This window comes from Stenotrophomonas sp. 8(2023) (genome assembly GCF_030345295.1).
GTDB lineage: Bacteria > Pseudomonadota > Gammaproteobacteria > Xanthomonadales > Xanthomonadaceae > Stenotrophomonas > Stenotrophomonas muris.
Genome location: NZ_CP128404.1, coordinates 1,065,994 through 1,086,946, shown reverse-complemented (window position 1 = coordinate 1,086,946; position 20,953 = coordinate 1,065,994). Strand labels below are relative to the sequence as shown.

General features: G+C 68.1%; 26 protein-coding genes. 20 read left to right on the top strand and 6 right to left on the bottom strand.

The window, feature by feature from the left end:
* Positions 1 to 220: 220 nt before the first annotated feature.
* From hda to QP609_RS05030, 3 genes are read right to left on the bottom strand one after another with little or no spacing between them, the layout of a single operon-like run.
* Positions 221 to 928, bottom strand: a complete 708-nt coding sequence (hda, locus tag QP609_RS05040; protein ID WP_014646247.1) for a DnaA regulatory inactivator Hda — start codon at positions 926 to 928, stop codon at positions 221 to 223.
* Positions 928 to 2,097 carry an AI-2E family transporter gene (locus QP609_RS05035; RefSeq protein WP_014646246.1) on the bottom strand — a complete coding sequence of 390 codons (1,170 nt, stop codon included), beginning with the start codon at positions 2,095 to 2,097 and terminating at the stop codon, positions 928 to 930. Before QP609_RS05035 ends, hda begins: the two co-directional genes overlap by 1 nt.
* Positions 2,094 to 3,233, bottom strand: coding sequence for a DUF2066 domain-containing protein (locus QP609_RS05030; protein ID WP_032957235.1), 1,140 nt, complete (start codon positions 3,231 to 3,233; stop codon positions 2,094 to 2,096). Before QP609_RS05030 ends, QP609_RS05035 begins: the two co-directional genes overlap by 4 nt.
* A 99-nt stretch (positions 3,234 to 3,332) precedes the next feature.
* Here QP609_RS05030 and purM point away from each other — a divergent pair, with 99 nt between their 5' ends.
* The 7 genes from purM (at position 3,333) to QP609_RS04995 (ending at position 8,255) form a co-directional block, all read left to right on the top strand.
* Positions 3,333 to 4,391, top strand: coding sequence for a phosphoribosylformylglycinamidine cyclo-ligase (purM, locus tag QP609_RS05025; RefSeq protein WP_014646244.1), 1,059 nt, complete (start codon positions 3,333 to 3,335; stop codon positions 4,389 to 4,391).
* Positions 4,392 to 4,417: 26 nt separating this feature from the next.
* Positions 4,418 to 4,897, top strand: coding sequence for a hypothetical protein (locus QP609_RS05020; protein WP_197620911.1), 480 nt, complete (start codon positions 4,418 to 4,420; stop codon positions 4,895 to 4,897).
* Positions 4,894 to 5,316, top strand: coding sequence for a hypothetical protein (locus QP609_RS05015; RefSeq protein ID WP_014646242.1), 423 nt, complete (start codon positions 4,894 to 4,896; stop codon positions 5,314 to 5,316). Before QP609_RS05020 ends, QP609_RS05015 begins: the two co-directional genes overlap by 4 nt.
* Positions 5,317 to 5,357: 41 nt before the next feature.
* Complete coding sequence (locus QP609_RS05010) at positions 5,358 to 6,020, top strand: DUF2238 domain-containing protein (protein WP_069117523.1); 663 nt, start codon at positions 5,358 to 5,360, stop codon at positions 6,018 to 6,020.
* A complete protein-coding gene (gene purN, locus QP609_RS05005) occupies positions 6,017 to 6,676 on the top strand; it encodes a phosphoribosylglycinamide formyltransferase (RefSeq protein WP_014646240.1) in 660 nt (219 codons plus the stop codon). Before QP609_RS05010 ends, purN begins: the two co-directional genes overlap by 4 nt.
* 68 nt (positions 6,677 to 6,744) lie before the next feature.
* Positions 6,745 to 7,569 carry a DUF3108 domain-containing protein gene (locus QP609_RS05000; protein ID WP_046429311.1) on the top strand — a complete coding sequence of 275 codons (825 nt, stop codon included), beginning with the start codon at positions 6,745 to 6,747 and terminating at the stop codon, positions 7,567 to 7,569.
* A 2-nt stretch (positions 7,570 to 7,571) separates the two neighbouring features.
* Positions 7,572 to 8,255, top strand: a complete 684-nt coding sequence (locus tag QP609_RS04995) for a DUF3108 domain-containing protein (protein ID WP_197620912.1) — start codon at positions 7,572 to 7,574, stop codon at positions 8,253 to 8,255.
* Positions 8,256 to 8,343: 88 nt separating this feature from the next.
* On the opposite strand, the gene QP609_RS04990 is transcribed toward QP609_RS04995, so the two are convergent.
* From QP609_RS04990 to QP609_RS04980, 3 genes are read right to left on the bottom strand one after another with little or no spacing between them, the layout of a single operon-like run.
* Positions 8,344 to 8,661: an EF-hand domain-containing protein gene (locus QP609_RS04990; RefSeq protein WP_197620913.1), complete on the bottom strand. Its 318-nt coding sequence runs from the start codon at positions 8,659 to 8,661 to the stop codon at positions 8,344 to 8,346.
* Complete coding sequence (gene murA, locus QP609_RS04985) at positions 8,658 to 9,929, bottom strand: UDP-N-acetylglucosamine 1-carboxyvinyltransferase (RefSeq protein ID WP_014646237.1); 1,272 nt, start codon at positions 9,927 to 9,929, stop codon at positions 8,658 to 8,660. Before murA ends, QP609_RS04990 begins: the two co-directional genes overlap by 4 nt.
* 21 nt (positions 9,930 to 9,950) lie before the next feature.
* The gene (locus tag QP609_RS04980; protein ID WP_005408396.1) at positions 9,951 to 10,181 is read right to left on the bottom strand and encodes a BolA family protein; all 231 of its coding nucleotides are present in this window, start codon (positions 10,179 to 10,181) and stop codon (positions 9,951 to 9,953) included.
* A gap of 54 nt (positions 10,182 to 10,235) precedes the next feature.
* Here QP609_RS04980 and QP609_RS04975 point away from each other — a divergent pair, with 54 nt between their 5' ends.
* The 13 genes from QP609_RS04975 to ptsP all read left to right on the top strand — a co-directional run bounded on the left by QP609_RS04975 (position 10,236) and on the right by ptsP (position 20,726).
* Complete coding sequence (locus QP609_RS04975; protein ID WP_014646236.1) at positions 10,236 to 11,237, top strand: KpsF/GutQ family sugar-phosphate isomerase; 1,002 nt, start codon at positions 10,236 to 10,238, stop codon at positions 11,235 to 11,237.
* A gap of 67 nt (positions 11,238 to 11,304) precedes the next feature.
* Positions 11,305 to 11,853, top strand: coding sequence for an HAD hydrolase family protein (locus tag QP609_RS04970; RefSeq protein ID WP_014036245.1), 549 nt, complete (start codon positions 11,305 to 11,307; stop codon positions 11,851 to 11,853).
* Positions 11,850 to 12,425 carry an LPS export ABC transporter periplasmic protein LptC gene (lptC, locus tag QP609_RS04965; RefSeq protein WP_014646235.1) on the top strand — a complete coding sequence of 192 codons (576 nt, stop codon included), beginning with the start codon at positions 11,850 to 11,852 and terminating at the stop codon, positions 12,423 to 12,425. Before QP609_RS04970 ends, lptC begins: the two co-directional genes overlap by 4 nt.
* A 101-nt stretch (positions 12,426 to 12,526) precedes the next feature.
* A complete protein-coding gene (gene lptA / locus QP609_RS04960) occupies positions 12,527 to 13,093 on the top strand; it encodes a lipopolysaccharide transport periplasmic protein LptA (RefSeq protein ID WP_032959333.1) in 567 nt (188 codons plus the stop codon).
* Positions 13,093 to 13,812: an LPS export ABC transporter ATP-binding protein gene (gene lptB / locus QP609_RS04955; protein ID WP_005415558.1), complete on the top strand. Its 720-nt coding sequence runs from the start codon at positions 13,093 to 13,095 to the stop codon at positions 13,810 to 13,812. The genes lptA and lptB overlap by 1 nt, the downstream gene beginning before the upstream one ends.
* A 40-nt stretch (positions 13,813 to 13,852) precedes the next feature.
* A complete protein-coding gene (locus QP609_RS04950) occupies positions 13,853 to 15,274 on the top strand; it encodes an RNA polymerase factor sigma-54 (RefSeq protein WP_014646233.1) in 1,422 nt (473 codons plus the stop codon).
* 58 nt (positions 15,275 to 15,332) lie between these two features.
* A complete protein-coding gene (gene raiA, locus QP609_RS04945; RefSeq protein WP_005415556.1) occupies positions 15,333 to 15,650 on the top strand; it encodes a ribosome-associated translation inhibitor RaiA in 318 nt (105 codons plus the stop codon).
* Between the two features lie 21 nt (positions 15,651 to 15,671).
* Complete coding sequence (locus QP609_RS04940) at positions 15,672 to 16,124, top strand: PTS sugar transporter subunit IIA (RefSeq protein WP_032130191.1); 453 nt, start codon at positions 15,672 to 15,674, stop codon at positions 16,122 to 16,124.
* The gene (gene hprK / locus QP609_RS04935; RefSeq protein WP_005408388.1) at positions 16,121 to 17,071 is read left to right on the top strand and encodes an HPr(Ser) kinase/phosphatase; all 951 of its coding nucleotides are present in this window, start codon (positions 16,121 to 16,123) and stop codon (positions 17,069 to 17,071) included. Before QP609_RS04940 ends, hprK begins: the two co-directional genes overlap by 4 nt.
* A 26-nt stretch (positions 17,072 to 17,097) precedes the next feature.
* Positions 17,098 to 17,982 (top strand): RNase adapter RapZ, encoded by an 885-nt coding sequence (gene rapZ / locus QP609_RS04930; protein WP_014646231.1) that lies wholly within the window; start codon positions 17,098 to 17,100, stop codon positions 17,980 to 17,982.
* Between the two features lie 317 nt (positions 17,983 to 18,299).
* The gene (locus tag QP609_RS04925) at positions 18,300 to 18,692 is read left to right on the top strand and encodes a PTS fructose IIA component family protein (protein WP_032958481.1); all 393 of its coding nucleotides are present in this window, start codon (positions 18,300 to 18,302) and stop codon (positions 18,690 to 18,692) included.
* Positions 18,685 to 18,954 (top strand): HPr family phosphocarrier protein, encoded by a 270-nt coding sequence (locus tag QP609_RS04920; RefSeq protein ID WP_005408385.1) that lies wholly within the window; start codon positions 18,685 to 18,687, stop codon positions 18,952 to 18,954. Before QP609_RS04925 ends, QP609_RS04920 begins: the two co-directional genes overlap by 8 nt.
* A 2-nt stretch (positions 18,955 to 18,956) precedes the next feature.
* A complete protein-coding gene (ptsP, locus tag QP609_RS04915; RefSeq protein ID WP_197620914.1) occupies positions 18,957 to 20,726 on the top strand; it encodes a phosphoenolpyruvate--protein phosphotransferase in 1,770 nt (589 codons plus the stop codon).
* Positions 20,727 to 20,953: the final 227 nt, after the last annotated feature.

The following is a 20,953-nucleotide window of genomic DNA, read 5'->3' as shown; positions in this document are numbered from 1 at the left end:
GCCGCGGGAACCTGTCGAAGGCGGGGTGGCTCAGGTTGCGGGGGCGTGAGCGCCATGGATGGCGCGATCGAGGCTACAGGGACGTACTTGCGCCGTCCCCCGCAACCTGAGCCACCCCGCCTCCCCTCAGGAAGCCAGCTTTTGACGTTGCTGTTGAAGTTGCCGGCCAGCGGCCGGCACTACCGCGGGTGCAGGGCGCAGCCCTGCCGAACAACATCCCTCAGTAACGAGGCCGGCCTTCTTCCAGCACCTGGCGCAGGAACGGCACGGTGATCCGCCGCTTCGCCGCCAGCGATTCGCGGTCCAGCCAGTCCAGCAGGGTGATCAATCCACCCAGCTCACGGCCGGTGTGCGACAGCAGCCACTCGATGGCCGCTTCGTCGATGGCCAGGCCGCGTCGCAGTGCACGCTCGCGCAGCACGGCCGCCCGCCCTTCCTCATCCAGCGGCTGCAGCAGCACGCGCACGCACTGGCCCAGCCGCGAGCGCAGGTCCGGCAGCACCAAGCCCAGTTCGCCCGGCGCCTTCTGTGCCGTGTACAGCACGGTCACGCCCGCAGCGCGCGCACGGTTGTGGAAATCGAACAGCGCGATCTCATCCTCGCGGTTGCCGGCAACCTCGTCCAGGCCGTCCAGCGCCACCAGTTCGCGCGCTTCCAGCCCATCAAGCGCCGCACGGACACGGCCGGCGGCGCTGGCCAGCGGCACGTACGTCGGCAACCGTCCGGCCTGCTCGGCGCTGGAGCACATCGCCAGCGCCTGGTGGGTCTTGCCGGTTCCCGCCGCACCTTCCAGGTAGACCCAGTCGTGGCTGGCGCCAACCGCGATCGCGCGCAGCTGCGCCAGCGCGCCATCCGGCGCGCCGATGAAGGTCTCCAGGCGCTGGTCCCGCGGGTAATGCAGGGCCAGCGGCAGTTGCGGCACACCCATCACTTCAGGTCGGGGCCCTTGTCGTCCGGAACGATGATATGGGGCGCGTCGACCACGCCATCAAGCACGATCGCCGGCTTCTCGCCCACGTACAGTTCGCTCTGCCGATAGCGCTGGTGGGCATAGCGCAGCAGCACGTTGGTCACCGCCGCTACCGGCAGCGCCAGCAGCATGCCGAGGAAGCCGAACAGCTGGCCGCCGGCCATCACCGCGAAGATCACCGCCACCGGGTGCAGGCCGATCTTGTCGCCGACGATGCGCGGGGTCAGCACGTAGCTTTCCAGCAGCTGGCCCACGGTGAACACCACGCCGACCAGGATCAGCAGCTTCAGGTCGAAGCCCTGCGCCTGCACCAGCGCGGCGATCACCGCCATCAGCACGCCGGTGGTCGCGCCCAGGTACGGGATGAAGCTGATCAGGCCGGCAATCAGGCCGATCAGCAGGCCCAGCTTGAGGCCGACCAGCGACAGGCCACCGGCGTAGATCACGCCCAGCGCCAGCATCACCAGGAACTGGCCACGGATGAACGCACCCAGCACCTCGTTGGATTCACGCGCCAGCGCGCTGATGGTGCCGATCTGGTTGCGCGGAATCACCGAGGCCACCCGCTCGACCAGCTTGTCCCAGTCGCGCAGGAAGTAGAACGCCAGGATCGGCAGCAGCAGGATGTTGACCACCCAGGTCACCATCGCAAAGCCCGAACGCGAGACGTAGCCCATGAACGTGGTGGCGAAGCCGCCGGCCTGCTGCCAATGGCTGCGCACCCATTCGATCAGGCGGTCCGGATCCAGCCACTGCATCACTTCCAGGCCGGTCTTGTGCTCGAACCAGGGGATGCCGGTCTGCATCAGCCACGCCTGCGCCTGCGGCGCGGCCGCGATCAGGGTGGTGATCTGGCGCTCGATCATCGGCACCAGCACCAGCAGCAGTGCCACGATCACCAGCACCATCGCTGCGAACACCAGCACCACGCCGGTCATGCGCGAGCGGCCGGTGGCCTCGATGCGGTCCACCAGGGGGTCACCCAGCCAGGCCAGCGCCAGTGCCAGCACGAACGGGGTCAGGATCGGCGCCAGCAGCCACACCACCCAGCCGATCAGGCCGGCGAACAGGATGTACTTCAGCCGGCGCAGGAACTGCGCGATTTCAGCTTCCGGGCTCAGGATCATCGCAGGCGGTACTCGTTGCTGACCGGCGCGGCCACCGGGGCACCGGTGGTGTCATCGATCGGGGTCGGCAGGGCCGGCAGCGGCGCGCTTGGCACCAGCACGCCATTGTCGCCAAGCATGCGGTTGAAGCCGGCCAGGCCGGTGGTCATCTCCACGCTCAGCTCCAGTTGGCCGGCCGAGGCGTGCAGCGGGGTGACGTTGCGCACCACCGGCACCTCGCGCAGGCCAGCGGCCAGCCGCAGGTAGTCATCGGCGCTGTTGATGCCGGTCACCACCAGGCGGTAGGTGCCGGCCTGGCCGACGGCCACGCCGGCCTTGGCATAGCGCTTGACCAGCGCATCGGCGGCACCGTCGGCACCGGCGGCCATCGCGCGCATGGCGTTGGCGTCCTTGCTGGTCCACTTGTTCAGTTCGCGGCCGTTGTCGACGAACACCCAGTCCGCCTGCCAGCCACCGTTGGCGCGGTAAAGCTTGCCGATCAGCTGCATCGGCGGTGAGTAGCGCGAGGAGGCACGGGCCACGGCGGCGCTGTCCTGGCGCCAGATGGCACCGGCCAGGGCCTGTTCGGCAGCACCGCCGCTGGGCAGGCCCAGCTTGTAACCCCGCTCGATGGCGCGGTTCAGCAGCGGGCGGGCGGCATTGGCCTGCTGCACGCTGACCAGGCGCGGGCCACTGCCGTCGTCGACGGCCAGCCACAGCACCGGCTTCGGTCGCGGCTGCGGCCACAGCGGCAGGCCCAGCGCCGAGACCAGCGAATCGACGTCATCCTCGCGGAAGCGGGCCACCAGCAGGGTCCGGAAGCTCGGTGCGCCGCTGGCACCCACGCTCTGGTCCTGCTTGTAGTCGTAGCTGGCCACGTAGTCCTTGGCATTGCGCAGCGCCTGCACCACGCCGGGGCGTGACATCACGTTGCGGTCGCCGGACAGCTTGCCCAGCACCACGCTCAGGGCACGGGCCAGGGCACCGTTGCGATCGGCCTCGGCCTGGCTGTTGACGGGCACTTCGGCCTCGTAGGCCCCCGAAGCGGTGGCGACATCTCCCTCGGTGCGCAGGCCGCTCTGGGCCATCGTGGCCACCGGCAGGCTCAGTGCAAGGAGCAGGGTCAGAATCAGGCTGCGGCGCATCAGGACATCCATTGGCTCGACGAATCCGGGGGAATTGTTGCCCGAATACGGCCTTTGCGCCAATGCGGCCTGTTAAAATCGCTCATTCAACCCCTGCCAGCGCCGACGCCCGTGACCAACACCCCGTCTTCCGCCCCTTCCCCCCTCACCTACCGTGACGCGGGTGTCGACATCGACGCCGGCAACGCGCTGGTCGAGCGGATCAAGCCCCTGGTCAAGCGCAGCTTCCGCCCGGAAGTGATGGGCGGCCTGGGCGGCTTCGGCGCCCTGTTCGACCTGTCCAACAAGTACCGCGAGCCGGTGCTCGTGTCGGGTACCGATGGCGTGGGCACCAAGCTGAAGCTGGCCCACCAGCTGAACCGCCACGATACGATCGGCATCGACCTGGTCGCCATGTGCGTGAACGACGTGCTGGTGCAGGGTGCCGAGCCGCTGTTCTTCCTGGACTACTTCGCCACCGGCAAGCTGGACATCGACACCGCCGCAGCGGTCGTGGGCGGCATCGCCAACGGCTGCACCGAGGCCGGCTGCGCGCTGATCGGCGGCGAAACCGCTGAAATGCCCGACATGTATGCCCCGGGCGAGTACGACCTGGCCGGCTTCACGGTCGCCGCGGTCGAGAAGAGCGAGCTGAAGGACGGCGCCAGCGTGGCCGCCGGCGACGTGCTGATCGGCATCGCCTCGTCCGGCCCGCACTCCAACGGCTACTCGCTGGTGCGCCGCATCTACGACCGCGCCGGCCGCCCGGCCGACCTGGAGCTGGAGGGCGGCGTGAAGCTGGTCGACGCGCTGATGGCACCGACCCGCCTGTACGTGAAGCCGATCCTGGCACTGCTGAAGTCGCACGGCGAGGCCATCCACGGCATGGCCCACATCACCGGTGGCGGCCTGACCGAGAACATCATCCGCGTGGTGCCCGACGGCCTCGGCCTGGACATCCAGGCCTCGTCCTGGACCCTGCCGCCGGTGTTCCAGTGGCTGCAGAAGGAAGGCGCCGTGGCCGACAGCGAGATGTGGCGCACCTTCAACTGCGGCATCGGCTTCGTGCTGATCGTGGCAGCCGACCAGGTCGCCGCCGTGTCCGAGGCGGTCAAGGCGCAGGGCCTGGACCACTGGACCATCGGCCAGGTGGTCACTGCTGAAGGCGCCGAGCGCGTCCACATCGGCTGAACCCGGCCCCGAGGAGCCCGGACGCAATGCCCCCGCTGCCCCCTACCCCCGTGCCGCCGCCAACGACGGCGGTACCGGCGTTCAGCCCCCAGGACGCCGACCACCTGCGCATGCTGTCAATCGCGCACTACGTGGTCGGCGGCCTGATCGCGCTGTTCTCGCTGATCTTCATCGTCCACATCGTGCTCGGCGTCACCGCGCTCACCGGCAACCTGCCGATGAACTCCGGCGGCCAGCCCTCGTCGCCGGCCGAACAGCGCGTGTTCGGCTGGATGTTCGTCGTGATCGGCTGTGTCATCGTGTTCGGTGGCGTCACCCTGGGCGCGTTCGTGGCCTACGCCGGCCGTTGCCTGGCCCGCCGCCGCCGCTACCTGCTGTGCCTGATCGTGGCCGGGCTGGCCTGTCTGTTCACGCCGATCGGTACCGTGCTGGGAGTACTCAGCCTGATCACGCTGCTGCGTCCGCAGGTCAAGGCCGCGTTCGACACAGCGGGCACGGCGGCATGACGAGCCCGGGCGCACCGCCGCCGCTGCCGCAGCAGACCCTGGCGCACCTTCAGCTGGGCAGCCACCTGCAGACGCTGAAGGTGCTGTTCTACGCGCTGGCGGTTTTCCACTGGATGGCCGCGCTGGCCTTCCTCGGTTTCATCGGCCTGGTTGCCAGCTCGCGCGGGCTGGACGATGGCGCGGTACTGGCCACCGTGTACGGCGTCGTTTCAGCGCTGGCTGCCGCGCTGGGCTTCGTGCAGCTGCACACCGCGCGCCTGCTGTCGCGCCGCACCGGGCTGGCCTGGTGCCAGCGCGCGGCCTGGCTGGCGGTGCTGGCCGGCCCGCTGGGCATGGCCCTGACCGCCTATGCCTGGGTGTTCCTGTCCAAGCCTGACATGGCCGCCCTGTTCGACCGCGGCGACCATCTCCGCGTCTGAACTTGCCGGCAGACGCCCCGCCCTTTCCTGATCGACTTCCCATGTCCGCGCCTGCCCTCCCCACGACCGCTTCGCCCAGCGCCTTCCGTTTCTCGCGCCCCAAGAAGCTGGCCTTCGCTGCCGTGCTGGCGGTATTCGCGGTCAGCTGGATCCAGCCGCTGTGGCCCACCGAGCAGGCGCTGCACAGCACGCTGACCGTGATCGGCCTGGGCGCCCTGCTGTGGGTCGACCGCCGGGGTGGCTGGCTGGGCAACGGTGCCTTCATCGCGATCTGCGGCTTCATCGCGCTGCACTGTGTGGCCGCCCGCTGGCTGTACTCGAACGTTCCCTACGACGCGTGGACGCAGGCGCTGATCGGCTGGTCGCCGAATGCGGCGTTCGGCTGGCAGCGCAATCATTTCGACCGCCTCATCCACTTCCTGTTCGGCGTCTGTTTCACGCCGGCACTGCTGCAGCTGGCACGTCACGCCTGGCCGGCGCTGCGCCGCGGCCAGGCCTTCGCCCTGGTGGTGATGACGGTGATGTGCGCCAGCCTGGTCTACGAGTGGTTCGAATGGGCCATCGCGCTCGCCCTGTCGCCGGACGCCGCCGAGGCCTACAACGGGCAGCAGGGCGACATGTGGGACGCCCATGCCGACATGCTGATGGCCACCGTGGGCAGCCTGCTGACCTGGCCGCTGATCCGCCGGAGTACCCCGCAATGACCGCGCCCACCCGCATTGCCGTGCTTGCCTCCGGCCGCGGCAGCAACCTGCAGGCCATCCTCGATGCCATCGCTGCGGGACGCCTGCGCGCCGAGGTCGTCGGCGTATTTTCCGACCGCCCGGCCGCCGCCGCGCTGCAGCGGGTCAGCGCCAACCTGCGCTGGGCGCATGCGCCGAAGGAATTCCAGGACCGCGCCGCCTACGAGCAGGCACTGGGCGACGCACTGGCCGCGGTCGCACCGGACTGGATCGTCTGCGCCGGCTACATGCGCATACTCGGCGCCGCCTTCGTGCAGCGCTTCAATGGCCGCCTGGTCAACATCCACCCGTCACTGCTGCCGCTGCACAAGGGGCTGGACACGCATGCGCGGGCACTGGATGCAGGCGATGCCGAGCACGGTGCCAGCGTGCACCTGGTCGTACCCGAGCTGGACGCCGGCGCCGTGCTGGCCCAGGTGCGGGTACCGGTGCTGCCCGGCGATGACGCCGACACCCTGGCCGCGCGTGTGCTGGCGGTGGAGCATCCCCTGCTGATCGCCACGCTGCAGCTGCTGTGCGCCGGCCGCCTGACTGAACGGGAGGGCCAGCCGCAACTGGACGGTCACCCCCTGTTTAGCCCGCTGGCCCTAGATTCCGCCGGGAACCTGAACCGGTAACGCCCACGCACACGCCCCGCTGACTGCAGGGCTGGCATCCTGCCCACCTCCTGCGGCTCCTCTCTTCCATGAAGACCACGACCCTGCTGTCCACTTCGCTGCTGCTGTCGCTTGTCGTGCTCCCCGGCGTGGGTTGGGGCCAGGCGCAGGCGCCTGCCTCGCCGGCTCCGGCGCCGGTGCCAGCGGTGCAACCGCCGGCCGAAGCGGCGGCCCCGGCCCTGCCGGCCTTGGCGTGGGAACCGCCGCCACTGCAGCCGTTCAGCGCCACCTACCAGGCCTTCTACAAAGGCAAGGAGGCCGGCGACGCCAGCATGCAGGTCACCCATACCGGCGGCAACCAGTGGCGGGTCGACATGCAGGTGGTCGGCCGCCGCGGCTTTGCCAGCGTGCTGGGCCTGAACATCGAGCAGAGCACGGTGTTCGAGGAGCGCGCCGGCGCCTATGCACCGCTGAGCCAGAGCACGGTGCGCAAGGGCCTGTTCCTGGGCAAGAAGGCGGTCGGCACGTACAACTGGCAGGCCGGTACCGCGCAGTGGACCGGCGACGTCGAGAAGAAGCGTGCGCAGCCGATTCCGCTGCAGCCGGGCGACCAGAGCGCCCTGCTGATCAACCTGGCGATCATGCGGGATGCCCGTCCGGGTGCCACCATGCACTACCGCTACGTGGACATGGGCAAGGTCCGCCAGCACGACTACCAGGCCGCGCCGCAGACCGAGAACGTCGAGGTCGGCGACCTGTCCTACAACGCGCTGCGGGTCTACCGGACCAACGGCGGCAACAACGAAACCATCCTCTGGATCGCCAACGGTGTCCCCACCCCGGTGCGCATCCTGCAACGCGAAGACGGCGAAGACCGCGTCGATCTGCGCCTGATCGAATACCAAGGAGTCTGAGCATGAGCACCCTGACCCGCCCCCTCACCTGGATCGCTGCAGCCGCGCTGTCGGTGGCCAGCCTGCCGGCCATGGCCCTGCAGCCGTTCAAGGCCGATTACCTGGCCAGCTACATGGGCATGCAGGCCAATGGCAGCATGACGCTGAGCAGCGAGGGTGCCAACAAGTGGCGCTACACGCTGCAGGTGAAGAACCAGCTGGCCGACCTGAGCCAGAGCACCTTGTTCGAAGAAGTGCGCGGCCAGCTGCGCCCGCTCAGCAGCCAGGACCGTTCGGCGCTGCTGGTGAAGAAGCGCAACGTGCAGGCCAACTACAACTGGACCAGCAACCAGGCCACTTGGACCGGCGACATCAAGCCGGACCGCGCTGGACCTATCGCACTGAAATCCGGTGACATGGACGCGCTGCTGATCAACCTGGCGATCGCCCGTGACCTCGCCGCCGGCAAGCCGCTGACCTATCGCATGGTCGACGAAGGCCGCATCAAGAACATGACCTACCGCGTCATCGGCAAGGAGTCGATCACCGTGGGCGGCAAGAGCTACGAAGCGACCAAGGTCTCGCGTGCCGACGGCAACAAGGAGCTGATCGCCTGGATCGTGCCGGAGTTCCCGGTGCCGGCACGCATGCTGCAGCGGGAGAACGACCGCGATGCCCTGGACCTGACCATCAAGGCGATGAACTGAGTGCCGGGGTCGGATCCCATTCCCTCGGGGATGGGCTCCGACCCCAGGCCCCGCGAAAAGAAAACGCCCGCTTTCGCGGGCGTTTTTCTTACTTCTTTTCTTCGGCCGCCGCCGGCTTGAACTCGGTACGGCAGTCCACGCGGATCTGCTCGCCGGTGCTGCGCCAGACGAAGGTGCGGCAATGGCGGTTGCCGTCCTGGCTGTCCTTCACCGCAACCGCATAGAACGACTCGATGATCTCGTCGCGCGAGACCGTGCCATCGCCATTCCAGTCCATGTCCTTCTGCTCGATGCCCTGGGTGATGGCGATGTTGGCGTACCAGGCGTAGCCCAGCCACGCCAGCACGATCAGCACCAGCGCCAGCAGCGCCTTGCGACGCGGGCTGAACTTGCCGCGCAGGATCATGGCACGCGCCGGATGGTGGCACCGAGCGAAGACAGCTTCTCTTCGATGTTCTCGTAGCCACGGTCAAGGTGGTAGATGCGGTCGATGGTGGTCTCGCCGCTGGCCATCAGGCCGGCCAGGATCAGCGAGGCCGAGGCACGCAGGTCGGTGGCCATCACCGGTGCGCCACTCAGGTGCTCGCTGCCCCGCACGATGGCGGTGTGGCCTTCGACCTGGATGTCCGCGCCCAGGCGCAGCAACTCGTTGACGTGCATGAAACGGTTTTCGAAGATCGTTTCGTTGATCACGCCGACGCCGTCGGCCACGCAGTTGAGCGCCATGAACTGCGCCTGCATGTCGGTCGGGAACGCCGGGTACGGCGCGGTGGTCAGGTTGACCGCCTTCGGCCGCTTGCCCTGCATGTCCAGGGTGATGGTGTCGTCGGTGGTCTCGATCTTCGCACCGGCTTCGACCAGCTTGGACAGCACCGCGTCCATGGTGTTCGGGCGCGCACGGTTGACCGTGACCTTGCCGCCGGTCATCGCCGCAGCCACCAGGAAGGTGCCGGTCTCGATGCGGTCGGGCAGCACTTCATGGCGGCCGCCGGACAGGCGCTCGACGCCTTCGATGACCAGGCGGGCAGTGCCCAGGCCTTCGATCTTCGCGCCCAGCGCGATCAGGCAATGCGCCAGATCGGTCACTTCCGGTTCCATCGCACAGTTGTCGAGGATGGTGGTGCCTTCGGCCAGCACCGCGCCCATCAGCACGTTCTCGGTGCCGGTAACGCTGACCATGTCGAAGGTGAAATGGCCGCCCTTCAGGCGCTTGGCCGTGGCCTTGATGAAGCCGTTCTCGACCACGATCTCGGCGCCCAGCGCCTGCAGGCCCTTGATGTGCTGGTCGACCGGACGCGAGCCGATCGCGCAGCCGCCGGGCAGCGACACTTCCGCCGCGCCGAAGCGGGCCAGCAGCGGGCCCAGCACCAGGATCGAGGCGCGCATGGTCTTGACCAGCTCGTACGGGGCAACATGCTGGTTGACCGGACGCGGGTCGACCACGATCGCACTGCCGCGCGACAGCGTGCCCTGGTCGATGGTGACCTTGGCACCCAGTTCACCCAGCAGCTTCACCGTGGTGACCACATCGTGCAGGTGCGGCACGTTGGTGATCTCCACCGGCGCATCGGCCAGCAGGGTCGCGCAGAGAATGGGGAGGACGGCGTTCTTGGCGCCGGAGATGCTCACTTCACCGTGCAGCGCAGCGCCGCCGGTCACAACGATCTTGGCCATGTATTCGGGATCTTCTGCGGTTCAGCCGGCTTCGGCCGGGGTCACGGTTTTCAGCGCCAGCGCGTGGATCGCGCCGCCCATCAGGTCGCCCAGGGTGGCATAGACCATCCGGTGGCGGGCCAGCGGCATCTTGCCGGCAAAGGCCTCGCAGACCACGGTCGCTTCGAAATGCACGCCATCGTCGCCCTGCACGTCGGCGCGGGCGCCGGGCAGGCCGGTTTCGATCAGGTTGCGGATGGTGTCGGCGTCCAACGGGCTTTCCTAATAAAATGTGCCTCCATTCTACTTCCGCTGCGTGGCGTCCGCATGGCCGAATCCCTGTTGCCCCCCCGTTCCGTCGACCCTGCCGGCCTGGTCGCCAGCGGCCGCCGCGTCTTCGAGATCGAGCGGCAGGCGCTGGATGCCGTGGCCGACCGCCTCGGCGAGGCCTTCCAGCAGGCTTGCCAGGCGATCCTGGCCAGCCGCGGCCGGGTGGTCGCCACCGGCATGGGCAAGTCCGGGCACATCGCCCGCAAGATCGCCGCTACGCTGGCCTCCACCGGCACTCCCGCGTTCTACGTGCATCCGGGCGAAGCCGGCCATGGTGACCTGGGCATGATCACCGAGGCCGACGTGGTGCTGGCCCTGTCCTATTCGGGCGAATCGGACGAAGTGCTGATGCTGCTGCCGGTGCTCAAGCGCCAGGGCAACGTGCTGATTTCCATGACCGGCCGCCCGCAGTCCAGCCTGGCCACCGCCGCCGATATCCACCTGGACGTCAGCGTGCCGGCCGAGGCCTGCCCGCTGGCGCTGGCGCCGACCTCCAGCACCACCGCCTCGCTGGCGATGGGCGATGCGCTGGCCGTGGCCCTGCTCGACGCACGCGGCTTCACCGCCGACGATTTCGCCCGCTCGCACCCGGCCGGCAGCCTCGGCCGCCGCCTGCTGCTGCATATCACCGACGTCATGCACACCGGGGAGGACCTGCCCAGCGTGGGGGCCGACGCCAGCCTCAGCGAGGCGCTGGTCGAAATGAGCCGCAAGCGGCTGGGCATGACCGCCGTGGTCGATGCCGACGGTGTGCTGATCGGCCTGTTCACCGACGGTGACCTGCGCCGGGCGCTGGACAGCGCGCTGGACGTGCGCACCGCGAAGATCGCCGATGTGATGACCCGCAACCCACGTACCATCGGCGCCGACCAGCTGGCGGTGGAGGCTGCCCGGCTGATGGAGACCCACAAGATCACGGGCCTGATCGTGGTCGACGACCAGGGCCGGGCGGTCGGTGCCCTGAACATTCATGACCTGTTGCGGGCCCGGGTGGTTTAACCGACAGTCCGTAGACCCCATTCAGTCTGTACCGTCCCAACCCGAATCCACCGAGCCTGCCACCCTGATGCCCTGGTCCCCCCTGCCCGCCTTCCCCGCCCACCTGCATGCCGCCGCGGCCCGCGTCCGCCTGGCCTGCTTCGACGTGGACGGCACCCTCACCGACGGTCGGCTGTACTACGACAAGGACGGCAACGAGAGCAAGGCGTACTTCGTGCAGGATGGCCTGGGCCTGAAACTGCTGCAGCAGCACGGCATCCACCCCGTGCTGATCACCGCGCGCAACAGCCAGTCCGCGCTCAGGCGCGGCGCCGACCTCGGCATCGATACCCAGATCGCCGTGGGCGACAAGCTGGCCAGCGTGCAGGCGCTGTGTGCGCAGCACGGCATCGGTCTGGAGCAGGTGGCCTTCATGGGCGACGACCTGCCGGACCTGGCACCGCTGGGCGCGGTCGGCCTGGCGGTGGCGCCGGCCAACGCCCACCCGTGGATCGCCGAGCGCGTGCATTGGCAGACCCGCGCCGATGGCGGACGTGGTGCAGCCCGTGAGCTGTGTGACATCCTGCTGGCCGCGCAGGGACATGTGGACGCGGTCCTGGCGAGGTTCGGCGCATGAACCTGCCGAGCCTGAACTGGCGCACCCTGCTCGGCATCGGCCTGCTGCTGGCGGCCCTGCTCAGCAGCTGGGCGGCCCTGCGCAACCGCGACAAGGGTCCGGCCACTGCCGGCCAGGATGTCGGCGTGGACTACGTCCTGCACGACTTCCAGGTCGTCGCCCTGGATGAGCACGGCAAGGAATCGACCACCCTGCGCGCACCGTTGCTGGAGCGCCAGCGTGGCGACCAGACCATCAACATCGCCACGCCGCTGTTCGAGATGCCGGACAAGGATGGCAAGCACTGGACCCTGCGTGCCGAGACGGGCTGGCTCAGCGCCAAGGGCGACCAGATGAAGCTGCGCGGCAATGTCGCCGGCGACAGCCCGGCCGATCCGGGCGTGGTGCCGACCACCTTCCGCACCGACCACCTGGACGTGTTCCCGAAGGAGAACCGTGCCCGCACCGATGCGCTGGTCACCATGACCCGCCCCGGCATGGAACAGTCCGGCGTTGGCTTCGAGGTGGATTCGAAGAACAACACGTATCATTTCCTCAGCCAGTCCAAGGGCCGTTACACGCCCCGACGCTGATTCCGCCGCCCTCCTGCGACGTCCCCGGACAGGCGCAAGGCAGGCAGCCCACCCATCCGCCCCCGGTTTCCCGGGCGGCCCCACCGGTAGAACGGACCCCGATGAAGATTCCCTTTGCAGCCGTACTCGCGCTCGGTCTCCTTGTTCCCAGCGCTGCCTTTGCCAAGTCCACCGACCGCAACGAGAACATGAACATCGACTCCGGCGCGCAGTCGGGCGTGCTCACCGGCGATGGCAAGACCGTGCTCTCGCAGGGCGTGACCGTCACCCAGGGCTCGCTGGACATCCGCTCGTCCGAAGCCGAGATCTACCTGAAGGACGGCGAGGCCGTACGTGCGGTGTTCACCGGCAAGCAGGCCACGATGAAGCAGCAGCTCGACGATGGCACCTGGATGGACGCGGTGGCTGATCGCATCGACTACGACATCAAGACCGAGATCATCACCCTGACCGGCAACTACAAGGTCACCAGCGCGCGCGGCACCAATGCCGGCCAGCGCATGGTCTACAACACCCGTAGCGGCGAAATGAATTCCGGTGGCGATGGCAGCCGCGTGCGCACCGTCATTCCGCCGAAGAACAAGAACGCGGCGGCACAGCCGGCGGCCACGCCCAAGGCGGCGGCGCCGGCCAGCACGTCGGCCAAGCCGGCCGGGAGCAAGAAGTAATGCTCGTCGCCAAGGGCCTGCGCAAGCGCTACAAGCAGCGCGAAGTCGTGAAGGACTTCGGGCTGACCCTCGACGCCGGTGAAGTGGTGGGCCTGCTCGGCCCCAACGGTGCCGGCAAGACCACCTGCTTCTACATGATCGTCGGCCTGGTCGCCGCCGATGCCGGCAGCATCGTGCTCGACGGCAAGGACATCACCAGCGATCCGATGTACACCCGTGCCAAGCAGGGCGTGGGCTACCTGCCGCAGGAGCCGTCGGTGTTCCGCAAGCTGACGGTGGCCGACAACCTCCGCCTGGTACTGGAGCTTCGCGAAGACCTGGATTCGGCCGGCCGCGAACGCGAATTGAACAGCCTGCTCGACGAATTGCAGCTGGGCCATGTGGCCGACCAGCTCGGCGCCAGCCTGTCCGGTGGCGAACGTCGTCGCTGCGAGATCGCCCGCGCACTGGCCGCGCAGCCGCGCCTGATCCTGCTCGACGAACCGTTTGCCGGTGTCGACCCGATCTCGGTGGGTGAAATCCAGCGCATCGTCACCCATCTCAAGCAGCGTGGCATCGGCGTGCTGATCACCGACCACAACGTGCGCGAGACCTTGGGAATCTGCGACCGCGCGTATATCCTCGCCGAGGGCACCGTGCTGGCCCAGGGCTCGCCGGAGGCGATCCTGGACAACGCCGACGTACGTCGCGTCTACCTTGGGGATTCCTTCAAGCTGTGACCGCAGGCGCCGGGTCCCTTTCCTTCCGTTCGGCACAGGCATGAAGACTCGGCTGCAGACATCGTTGGGACAACAGCTGGTGCTCACGCCCCAGCTGCAGCAGGCGATCAAGCTGCTGCAGATGTCCACGACCGAGCTGGAGCTTGAAATCGCCCAGGCCGTGGAGAGCAATCCGCTGCTGGACTGGGCCGACAGCAACGACAGCAGTGCCGCCAATGAGGCCAGCGACAGCACCGATGCCGACGCGCCCGCCGAACGCACCGACAACGGCGACGACTGGGCGCCGGCTGAACTCGACTGGAGTGCCGCCGGCAGTGGTGGCAGCTTCGACGATGACGATGACACCGGCAGTGCCGCCGAGCGCGTGGCGGAAACCGAAACGCTGGCCGACCACCTGCTGTGGCAGCTGCACCTGTCGCATCTTTCCACGCATGACCGCAGCATCGGCGCTGCACTGATCGATGCGCTGGACGACGATGGTTACCTGCGCGAACCGCTGGCCACCATCGCCGAAACCCTGCTGCCGGCGGTCCATGCCGGTGAGGATGAAATCCTCGCGGTGCTGCATCGCATCCAGCGTTTCGACCCGGTCGGCGTTGCCGCGCGCACGCTCGGCGAGTGCCTGCAGCTGCAGCTGGACGTGTTGCCTGCCGACACGCCGGGGCTGGCGCTGGCGCGACAGATTGCCGCAGGCCCGCTGGAACGGCTGCCGCGCAGTGGCGTCTCCGGGCTGGCGCATGAACTGAAACAGCCGCTGGACGAGGTCGAGACGGCGGTCGCGCTGCTGCGCTCGCTGGACCCGCGTCCGGGCACGCAGATCGCGCCGCTGTCGCAGGACACCTATGTGGTGCCCGACGTGGTGGTGTGGCGGCAGAACGGCATCTGGCGCGCAGCGCTGGCGGCCCATGCCGGGCCGAAGGTGGTGATCCACCGTGGCTACGAACAGCTGATCCGCCGCTGTGGCGAGGCCGACGCCGGCTACCTGCGCGGCCAGCTGCAGGAGGCGCGCTGGCTGCTGAAGGGCCTGCAGCAGCGCGGCGAAACCCTGCTGCGGGTGGTGCGCAGCCTGATCCTGCAACAGGCCGGCTTCCTCGAATTCGGCGAGCAGGCGCTGCGCCCGCTGACCCTGCGCGAGATCGCCGCCGAGCTGGGCCTGCACGAATCCACGGTGTCGCGCGCGATCGCCCGCAAGCACGTGCGCACGCCGCGCGGCACCCTGCCGCTGCGCGCCTTCTTCGCCTCGGGTATCGATACCGAAGGCGGTGGCGAGGCGTCCAGCACGGCCATCCAGGCGATGATCCGCCGCCTGATCGACGACGAGAACCCGCGCAAGCCGCTTTCTGACGCCAAGCTGGCTGACCTGCTCAAATCGTCGGGAATTCCAGTAGCGCGACGCACCGTGGCGAAGTATCGTGAAGCCATGAACATTTCCGCCTCGCACGAAAGGGTCAGAATCGCTTGACGCGCCGCCGCGCCCGGCGGAGAGGTTCATTGGCACATCCGAACACAGGAGAAACCCGATGCGCATCGAAACGTTTGGCAAAGACGTCGAAGTCACCCCGGCCCTGCAGTCCTATGTAGAGGAGAAGCTGGCCCGGATCGGAAAACACTTCGACCAGCACTGCGAAGCGCGGGTGACCCTCAAGCTGCAGAAGACCGAACACCACGTCGACGCCAGCCTCAACATTCCGGGGCAGACCCTGCACGCCGAGGCCGGCGGCCAGACCATGTATGCCGCGATCGACCTGCTTGCGGACAAGCTTGACCGCCTGGTCATCAAGCACAAGGAAAAAAAACAGCAGCACGCACCGCTGCCGGTGGGCGACAATGGTGGCTGATCGCCACCGTTCCCCGCAGACATGCCCCTGACTGACCTCCTGGCGGCCGTGCAGACCCAGCTCTGCACGGCCACCGACCGTGACAGCGTCCTGCAGGCCGCCGCCGGGTTGCTGGCCTGCCGCCAGGCCAACGCCGAACAGATCTATCTGAACCTGTGCCAGCGCGAAGCCCTGGGCAGCACCGCGATCGGCCACGGCATCGCCATCCCCCACGGCCGCGCGCCGACCCTGGACCGCCCCCGTGGCGCCCTGCTGCGACTGGCGACCCCGGTCGATTTCGGCGGCGACGAACCGGTGGACCTGGTGTTCGCGATGGCCGTCCCCGCCCACTACACCCACCAGCACCTGATGCTGCTGTCCGAGCTGGCCGAGCTGTTTTCCGCACCGGACATCCGCCAGGCCCTGCGCGAAGCCGGCGATGCCCGGGCGCTGCGCGAGGCGCTGGACATGACCCCACCTGCGAGTGCCGCATGAATACCAGCATCACCGCCCGTGAACTGTTCGAACAGCAGCGCGAGCGGCTGGGGCTGCGCTGGGCCGCTGGCAAATCCGGTGAGAAACGCGAGCTGGAGGCCGGCAACACGGTCTCGCGGCGTCCGTCGCTGGCCGGCTACCTCAATGCGATCTATCCCAACAAGGTGCAGATCCTGGGCACCGAGGAACTGTCCTGGCTGGACGCGCTGGAACCCCGCCAGCGTTGGGAGACCATCGAGAAGATCATGCAGTCGCATCCGCTGGCGCTGGTGCTGACCCGCAACCAGGCGTGCCCGGAAGACCTGCGCGCGGCCGCCGATGAATCCGGTACACCGCTGTGGCTGTCGCCCAAGCGCGGCCACGAACTGCTCAACCACCTGTCCTACCACCTGGCGCGCACGCTGGCGCCGCGGGTGATCCTGCATGGCGTGTTCATGGAGATCTATTCCATCGGCGTGCTGATCACCGGTGAGGCCGGGTCGGGCAAGAGCGAGCTGGCGCTGGAGCTGCTAAGCCGCGGCCATCGCCTGGTAGCCGACGATGCGCCCGAATTCACCCAGATCGCCCCGGACGTGCTCGACGGCACCTGCCCCGAACTGCTGCAGGACCTGCTGGAAGTGCGCGGCCTGGGCGTGCTGAATGTGCGCGAGATGTTCGGCGACACGGCTGTAAAGAAGAACAAGTACCTTCGGCTGATCGTCCACCTGACCAAGCCGATGACCGAACCCACCCCGCATGGCTACGAGCGCCTGACCGGCGACTCGGGCACCCGCCATGTGCTGGACCTCGACGTTCCGCTGATCACCCTGCCGGTGATGCCCGGCCGCAACCTGGCCGTGCTGACCGAAGCCGCCACCCGCCTGCACATCCTGCGCACCAAGGGCATTGATCCGGCAGCGATGTTCATCGCCCGCCACAGCAATCTGCTGGAACGGCGAACACCCTGATTCCCTGCCCCTCGAAGAGCCTGTCCATGAGCACCGCCACCCCCTCCGCCCCGACCCTGATTATCGTCAGCGGCCTGTCCGGCTCGGGTAAATCCGTCGCCCTGAAGACCTTCGAGGATCAGGACTACTACTGCTCGGACAACCTGCCGATCCACCTGCTGCCGGACTTCGTGCGCAGCCTGCTGGCCAACCACGACGGCAGCGCGCCGCGCCGGCTGGCGGTGGGCATCGACGTGCGCGGCCAGGCCGACCTGAGCCAGCTGGGCGACTGGCGGCAGCTGGCCACCGACGCCGGCGTGGAAGTGAAGGTGCTGTTCTTCGAGGCCAGCGACGAAACGGTGCTCAAGCGCTATGCCGACACCCGCCGCCGCCATCCGCTGAGCCAGCTGGGCCTGTCATTGCCCGAGGCGATCGCCCGCGAGCGCGAGCTGACCGCGCCATTGCGCCGCGAGGCCGATGCGGTGATCGATACCAGCAACCTCAACGTGCACCAACTGCGGCGGCGGATCATCACCGAGTTCGCGATGGACCATGCCACCGGCCTGTCGCTGCTGTTCGAATCATTCGCCTACAAGCGCGGTGTACCCGCCGAAGCGGACTTCGTGTTCGATGCGCGGGTGCTGCCCAATCCACACTGGGACCCGGACCTGCGTGCGCTCAGCGGCCGCGAACCGGGTGTACGCGACTACCTGGAAGCGCAACCGGACGTGCAGCGCTACCTGGCCCAGCTGATGGATTTCCTCGATACCTGGCTGCCGAAACTGGGTGATGGCACCCGCAGCTACGTGACCGTGGCGTTCGGCTGCACCGGCGGCAAGCACCGCTCGGTGTTCCTGGCCGAGCGCATGGCCCGGCATGCCCGCGAGATGGGCTGGCAGGACGTGGCGACGTACCACCGCGAACAGGATTGAGGGGGGCCGGCCGGGCTGCGCCCGGCACCCGCCGGTAGTGCCGGCCGCTGGCCAGCAACAGCAACAGCAACAGCAACAGCAACAGCAAAAGCGGCATTCCGTGGGATGGCGGGGCGGTGTGGGTAGGTGTCGACCTTGGTCGACACGATGGATCCACACCATGCCTGGATGAATCGCTGCCAGGCATCGAAAAACGCATGGGGTCGGATCCCTTTTCCAGGGGAAAAGGGCTCTGACCCCGATAACGCTGAATACGGGACACAGTGCCCCTCATCTGCTGCTATCGCCGATTCACCTTGACCTGTTAACGTGCAGTAATGACCTGTGGCATTCTCCTCGTAACACATCCCGGGGTCGGGACCGCCCTGCTTGACGTGGCGACCCGGCTCCTGCGGCAATTGCCGCTGAAAACCGAAGCTTTCGAAGTACCGTTCGACGCAGACATGGACGCCCTGCTCCCGCTCGCCTCGGCCGCCCTGCGGCGGGTCGACAGTGGTGAGGGCGTGCTGATCCTGACCGACCTGTACGGCGCCAGCCCCGCCAACCTTGCAGGGCAGCTGGCCCGGCTGGGGACCCCGGTTCGCCGGGTGTCGGCACTGAGCCTGCCGATGTTGCTGCGGGTGATGAATTATCCGGAACAGGGACTGGATCAACTGCCCGCCACAGCCGCGGCGGGTACCCGTAATGGAGCGATAGTCGACGATGCTTGAACGAGAACTCACCGTCAGCAACCGCCTGGGCCTGCATGCCCGGGCCACCGCCAAGCTGGTGCAGACCCTGGCGCCGTTCCGCTGCAACGTGACCATGGCCGCCAAGGGCCGTGAGATCAACGCCAAGAGCATCATGGGCGTGATGCTGCTGGCCGCCGGCCAGGGCACTCCGGTCACCGTGCGCATCAACGGCGAAGATGAAGCCGCCGCGATGGAGGCGGTGGTGGGCCTGTTCGAACGCCGCTTCGACGAGGACAGCTGAGCGTGCCACGCGCACGCGCCGGCCAGCTCCCTTCCGGCCAACGGCCGGTACAGCTGTTGGCCGGCCATGGCGCGGCGCGCGGAACGGCGATGGGCCGGGCGCGCGTGCGGCTGCCGCATGCACTGGAAGTGGCCGAGCAACGCGTGGCCGCCCACCAGGTCGAGGCCGAACTGGCCCGCCTGCACCGTGCGCTGGATGCCGCGCGTACGGAAATGCACGAACTGCGTCAGCGCCTGCATGGCGCACTGAACCAGGAAGTGGGCGAGTTCCTCGACCTGCACGCGTTGCTGCTGGACGACCCCGAGCTTCTGTATGGCCTGGACGAACTGATCCGCAGCGGCCCGTACAGTGCCGGCTACGCGCTGCGCCTGCAGCGTGACCGCCTGGCCAAGGTCTTCGATGGCATGGACGATGCCTACCTGAAGAGCCGCATGGACGATCTCGACCATGTGATCGGCCGCATCCACGCCTTCCTGCAACCCGAACGCCCGCCGGTGATGAAGGGCCTGGCCGGCGAGATCCTGGTCTGCGACAACATCGCCCCATCCGAACTGGCGCAGCTGCAGGCGCAGGGCGTGGTCGGCATCGTCACCGCCGCCGGCAGCGCGCTGTCGCACAGCGCGATCCTGGCGCGCAGCCTGCACCTGCCCCTGATCGTCAATGTGCCGCAACTGCTCAGCCGCGTCGCCGACGGCGACGTGCTGATCATCGACGGTGCCGACGGCAGCATCACCGTCAACCCGCTGGCCGACAACCTGCGTGACTACCGCGCACGCCTGAAGGAACACGCGCGCGAGCAGCGCGAGCTTGGCCGCCTGCGCAGCAAGCCCAGCCGTAGCCGCGACCAGGTCGACATTGCCCTGCTGGCCAATGCCGAATCGCTGGAGGACGTCACCCAGGCGCATGCGCTGGGCGCGCAGGGGCTGGGCCTGTACCGCACCGAATTCCTGTTCCTGCAGCGCAACGAGCTGCCGGACGAAGAAGAACAGTTCCAGACCTACCGTGATGCCGCACTGGGCATGAGCGGCCGGCCGGTAACCATCCGCACGCTCGACCTGGGTGCGGACAAGGCCGATCGTACCGGCCTGACCCTGAGCAACGAAGAGAACCCGGCACTGGGCCTGCGCGGCGTGCGCCTGTCGCTGGCACGGCCCAAGGTGGCCGACACCCAGCTGCGCGCGATCCTGCGCGCCTCGGCCTACGGCAAGCTGCGCGTGCTGGTGCCGATGGTCAGCACCCGCGAGGAACTGCTGGCGGTGCGCCGGCGCATGCTCAAGCTGAGCGAACAGCTGCGCAGCGAAGGCCATATGGTGTCCGAGCACGTGCCGCTGGGCGCGATGATCGAAGTCCCGGCGGCGGCATTGGCGCTGGAGAGTTTCATCGATCTGGTCGATTTCCTGTCGATCGGCACCAACGACCTGGTGCAGTACCTGCTGGCCGCCGACCGCAACAACGAGGCGCTGGGTGAGTTGTATTCACCGTTGCACCCGGCGGTGCTGCGGCTGTTGCAGATGGTGATCGAGACCGGCGCACGCCACCGCATTCCGGTGGCGGTCTGTGGCGAGATGGCCGGTGATGCGCGGATGACCCCGTTGCTGCTGGCGCTGGGCCTGAGCGAGTTCAGCCTGCATCCCGGTACGTTGCTGGAGGTGCGCCGCGCCATCCGCGAAGCCGATCTGGGTGCGCTGCGCGCCCGTGCCCCGAAGCTGCTGGCCGCGCGCGACCGCCGCGCCATCGAACGCTGGCTGGCGCTGGTGGCCGATACGCCCTGACACCACCCGCTCGCCGGGCATGCACGCCTGGGGTCAGATCCCTTTTCCGCGGGAAAAGGGATCTGACCCCGTCTCGTTGAAAGCCAAGAGGTTGCCGGCCAGCGGCCGGCACTACCGCCACCCGGCGGCTATGCGCTGAAACATCCCCTTGCGATAATGACGCGCTGAACACCCCTGTTGCCGCATCCTTGCCGGGATCGCGGCTTTTCTTATCCCGCGGGAGCTGC

Excerpts from the sequence above, each read along its gene's own strand:
- hda (WP_014646247.1), bottom strand. The coding sequence starts at position 928 with ATGGGTGTGCCGCAACTGCCGCTGGCCCTGCATTACCCGCGGGACCAG.
- QP609_RS05035 (WP_014646246.1), bottom strand. The coding sequence starts at position 2,097 with ATGATCCTGAGCCCGGAAGCTGAAATCGCGCAGTTCCTGCGCCGGCTG.
- QP609_RS05030 (WP_032957235.1), bottom strand. The coding sequence starts at position 3,233 with ATGGATGTCCTGATGCGCCGCAGCCTGATTCTGACCCTGCTCCTTGCA.
- QP609_RS05020 (WP_197620911.1), top strand. The coding sequence starts at position 4,418 with ATGCCCCCGCTGCCCCCTACCCCCGTGCCGCCGCCAACGACGGCGGTA.
- QP609_RS05015 (WP_014646242.1), top strand. The coding sequence starts at position 4,894 with ATGACGAGCCCGGGCGCACCGCCGCCGCTGCCGCAGCAGACCCTGGCG.
- QP609_RS05010 (WP_069117523.1), top strand. The coding sequence starts at position 5,358 with ATGTCCGCGCCTGCCCTCCCCACGACCGCTTCGCCCAGCGCCTTCCGT.
- purN (WP_014646240.1), top strand. The coding sequence starts at position 6,017 with ATGACCGCGCCCACCCGCATTGCCGTGCTTGCCTCCGGCCGCGGCAGC.
- QP609_RS05000 (WP_046429311.1), top strand. The coding sequence starts at position 6,745 with ATGAAGACCACGACCCTGCTGTCCACTTCGCTGCTGCTGTCGCTTGTC.
- QP609_RS04995 (WP_197620912.1), top strand. The coding sequence starts at position 7,572 with ATGAGCACCCTGACCCGCCCCCTCACCTGGATCGCTGCAGCCGCGCTG.
- QP609_RS04990 (WP_197620913.1), bottom strand. The coding sequence starts at position 8,661 with ATGATCCTGCGCGGCAAGTTCAGCCCGCGTCGCAAGGCGCTGCTGGCG.
- murA (WP_014646237.1), bottom strand. The coding sequence starts at position 9,929 with ATGGCCAAGATCGTTGTGACCGGCGGCGCTGCGCTGCACGGTGAAGTG.
- QP609_RS04975 (WP_014646236.1), top strand. The coding sequence starts at position 10,236 with ATGGCCGAATCCCTGTTGCCCCCCCGTTCCGTCGACCCTGCCGGCCTG.
- QP609_RS04970 (WP_014036245.1), top strand. The coding sequence starts at position 11,305 with ATGCCCTGGTCCCCCCTGCCCGCCTTCCCCGCCCACCTGCATGCCGCC.
- lptC (WP_014646235.1), top strand. The coding sequence starts at position 11,850 with ATGAACCTGCCGAGCCTGAACTGGCGCACCCTGCTCGGCATCGGCCTG.
- lptA (WP_032959333.1), top strand. The coding sequence starts at position 12,527 with ATGAAGATTCCCTTTGCAGCCGTACTCGCGCTCGGTCTCCTTGTTCCC.
- lptB (WP_005415558.1), top strand. The coding sequence starts at position 13,093 with ATGCTCGTCGCCAAGGGCCTGCGCAAGCGCTACAAGCAGCGCGAAGTC.
- QP609_RS04950 (WP_014646233.1), top strand. The coding sequence starts at position 13,853 with ATGAAGACTCGGCTGCAGACATCGTTGGGACAACAGCTGGTGCTCACG.
- raiA (WP_005415556.1), top strand. The coding sequence starts at position 15,333 with ATGCGCATCGAAACGTTTGGCAAAGACGTCGAAGTCACCCCGGCCCTG.
- QP609_RS04940 (WP_032130191.1), top strand. The coding sequence starts at position 15,672 with ATGCCCCTGACTGACCTCCTGGCGGCCGTGCAGACCCAGCTCTGCACG.
- hprK (WP_005408388.1), top strand. The coding sequence starts at position 16,121 with ATGAATACCAGCATCACCGCCCGTGAACTGTTCGAACAGCAGCGCGAG.
- rapZ (WP_014646231.1), top strand. The coding sequence starts at position 17,098 with ATGAGCACCGCCACCCCCTCCGCCCCGACCCTGATTATCGTCAGCGGC.
- QP609_RS04925 (WP_032958481.1), top strand. The coding sequence starts at position 18,300 with ATGACCTGTGGCATTCTCCTCGTAACACATCCCGGGGTCGGGACCGCC.
- QP609_RS04920 (WP_005408385.1), top strand. The coding sequence starts at position 18,685 with ATGCTTGAACGAGAACTCACCGTCAGCAACCGCCTGGGCCTGCATGCC.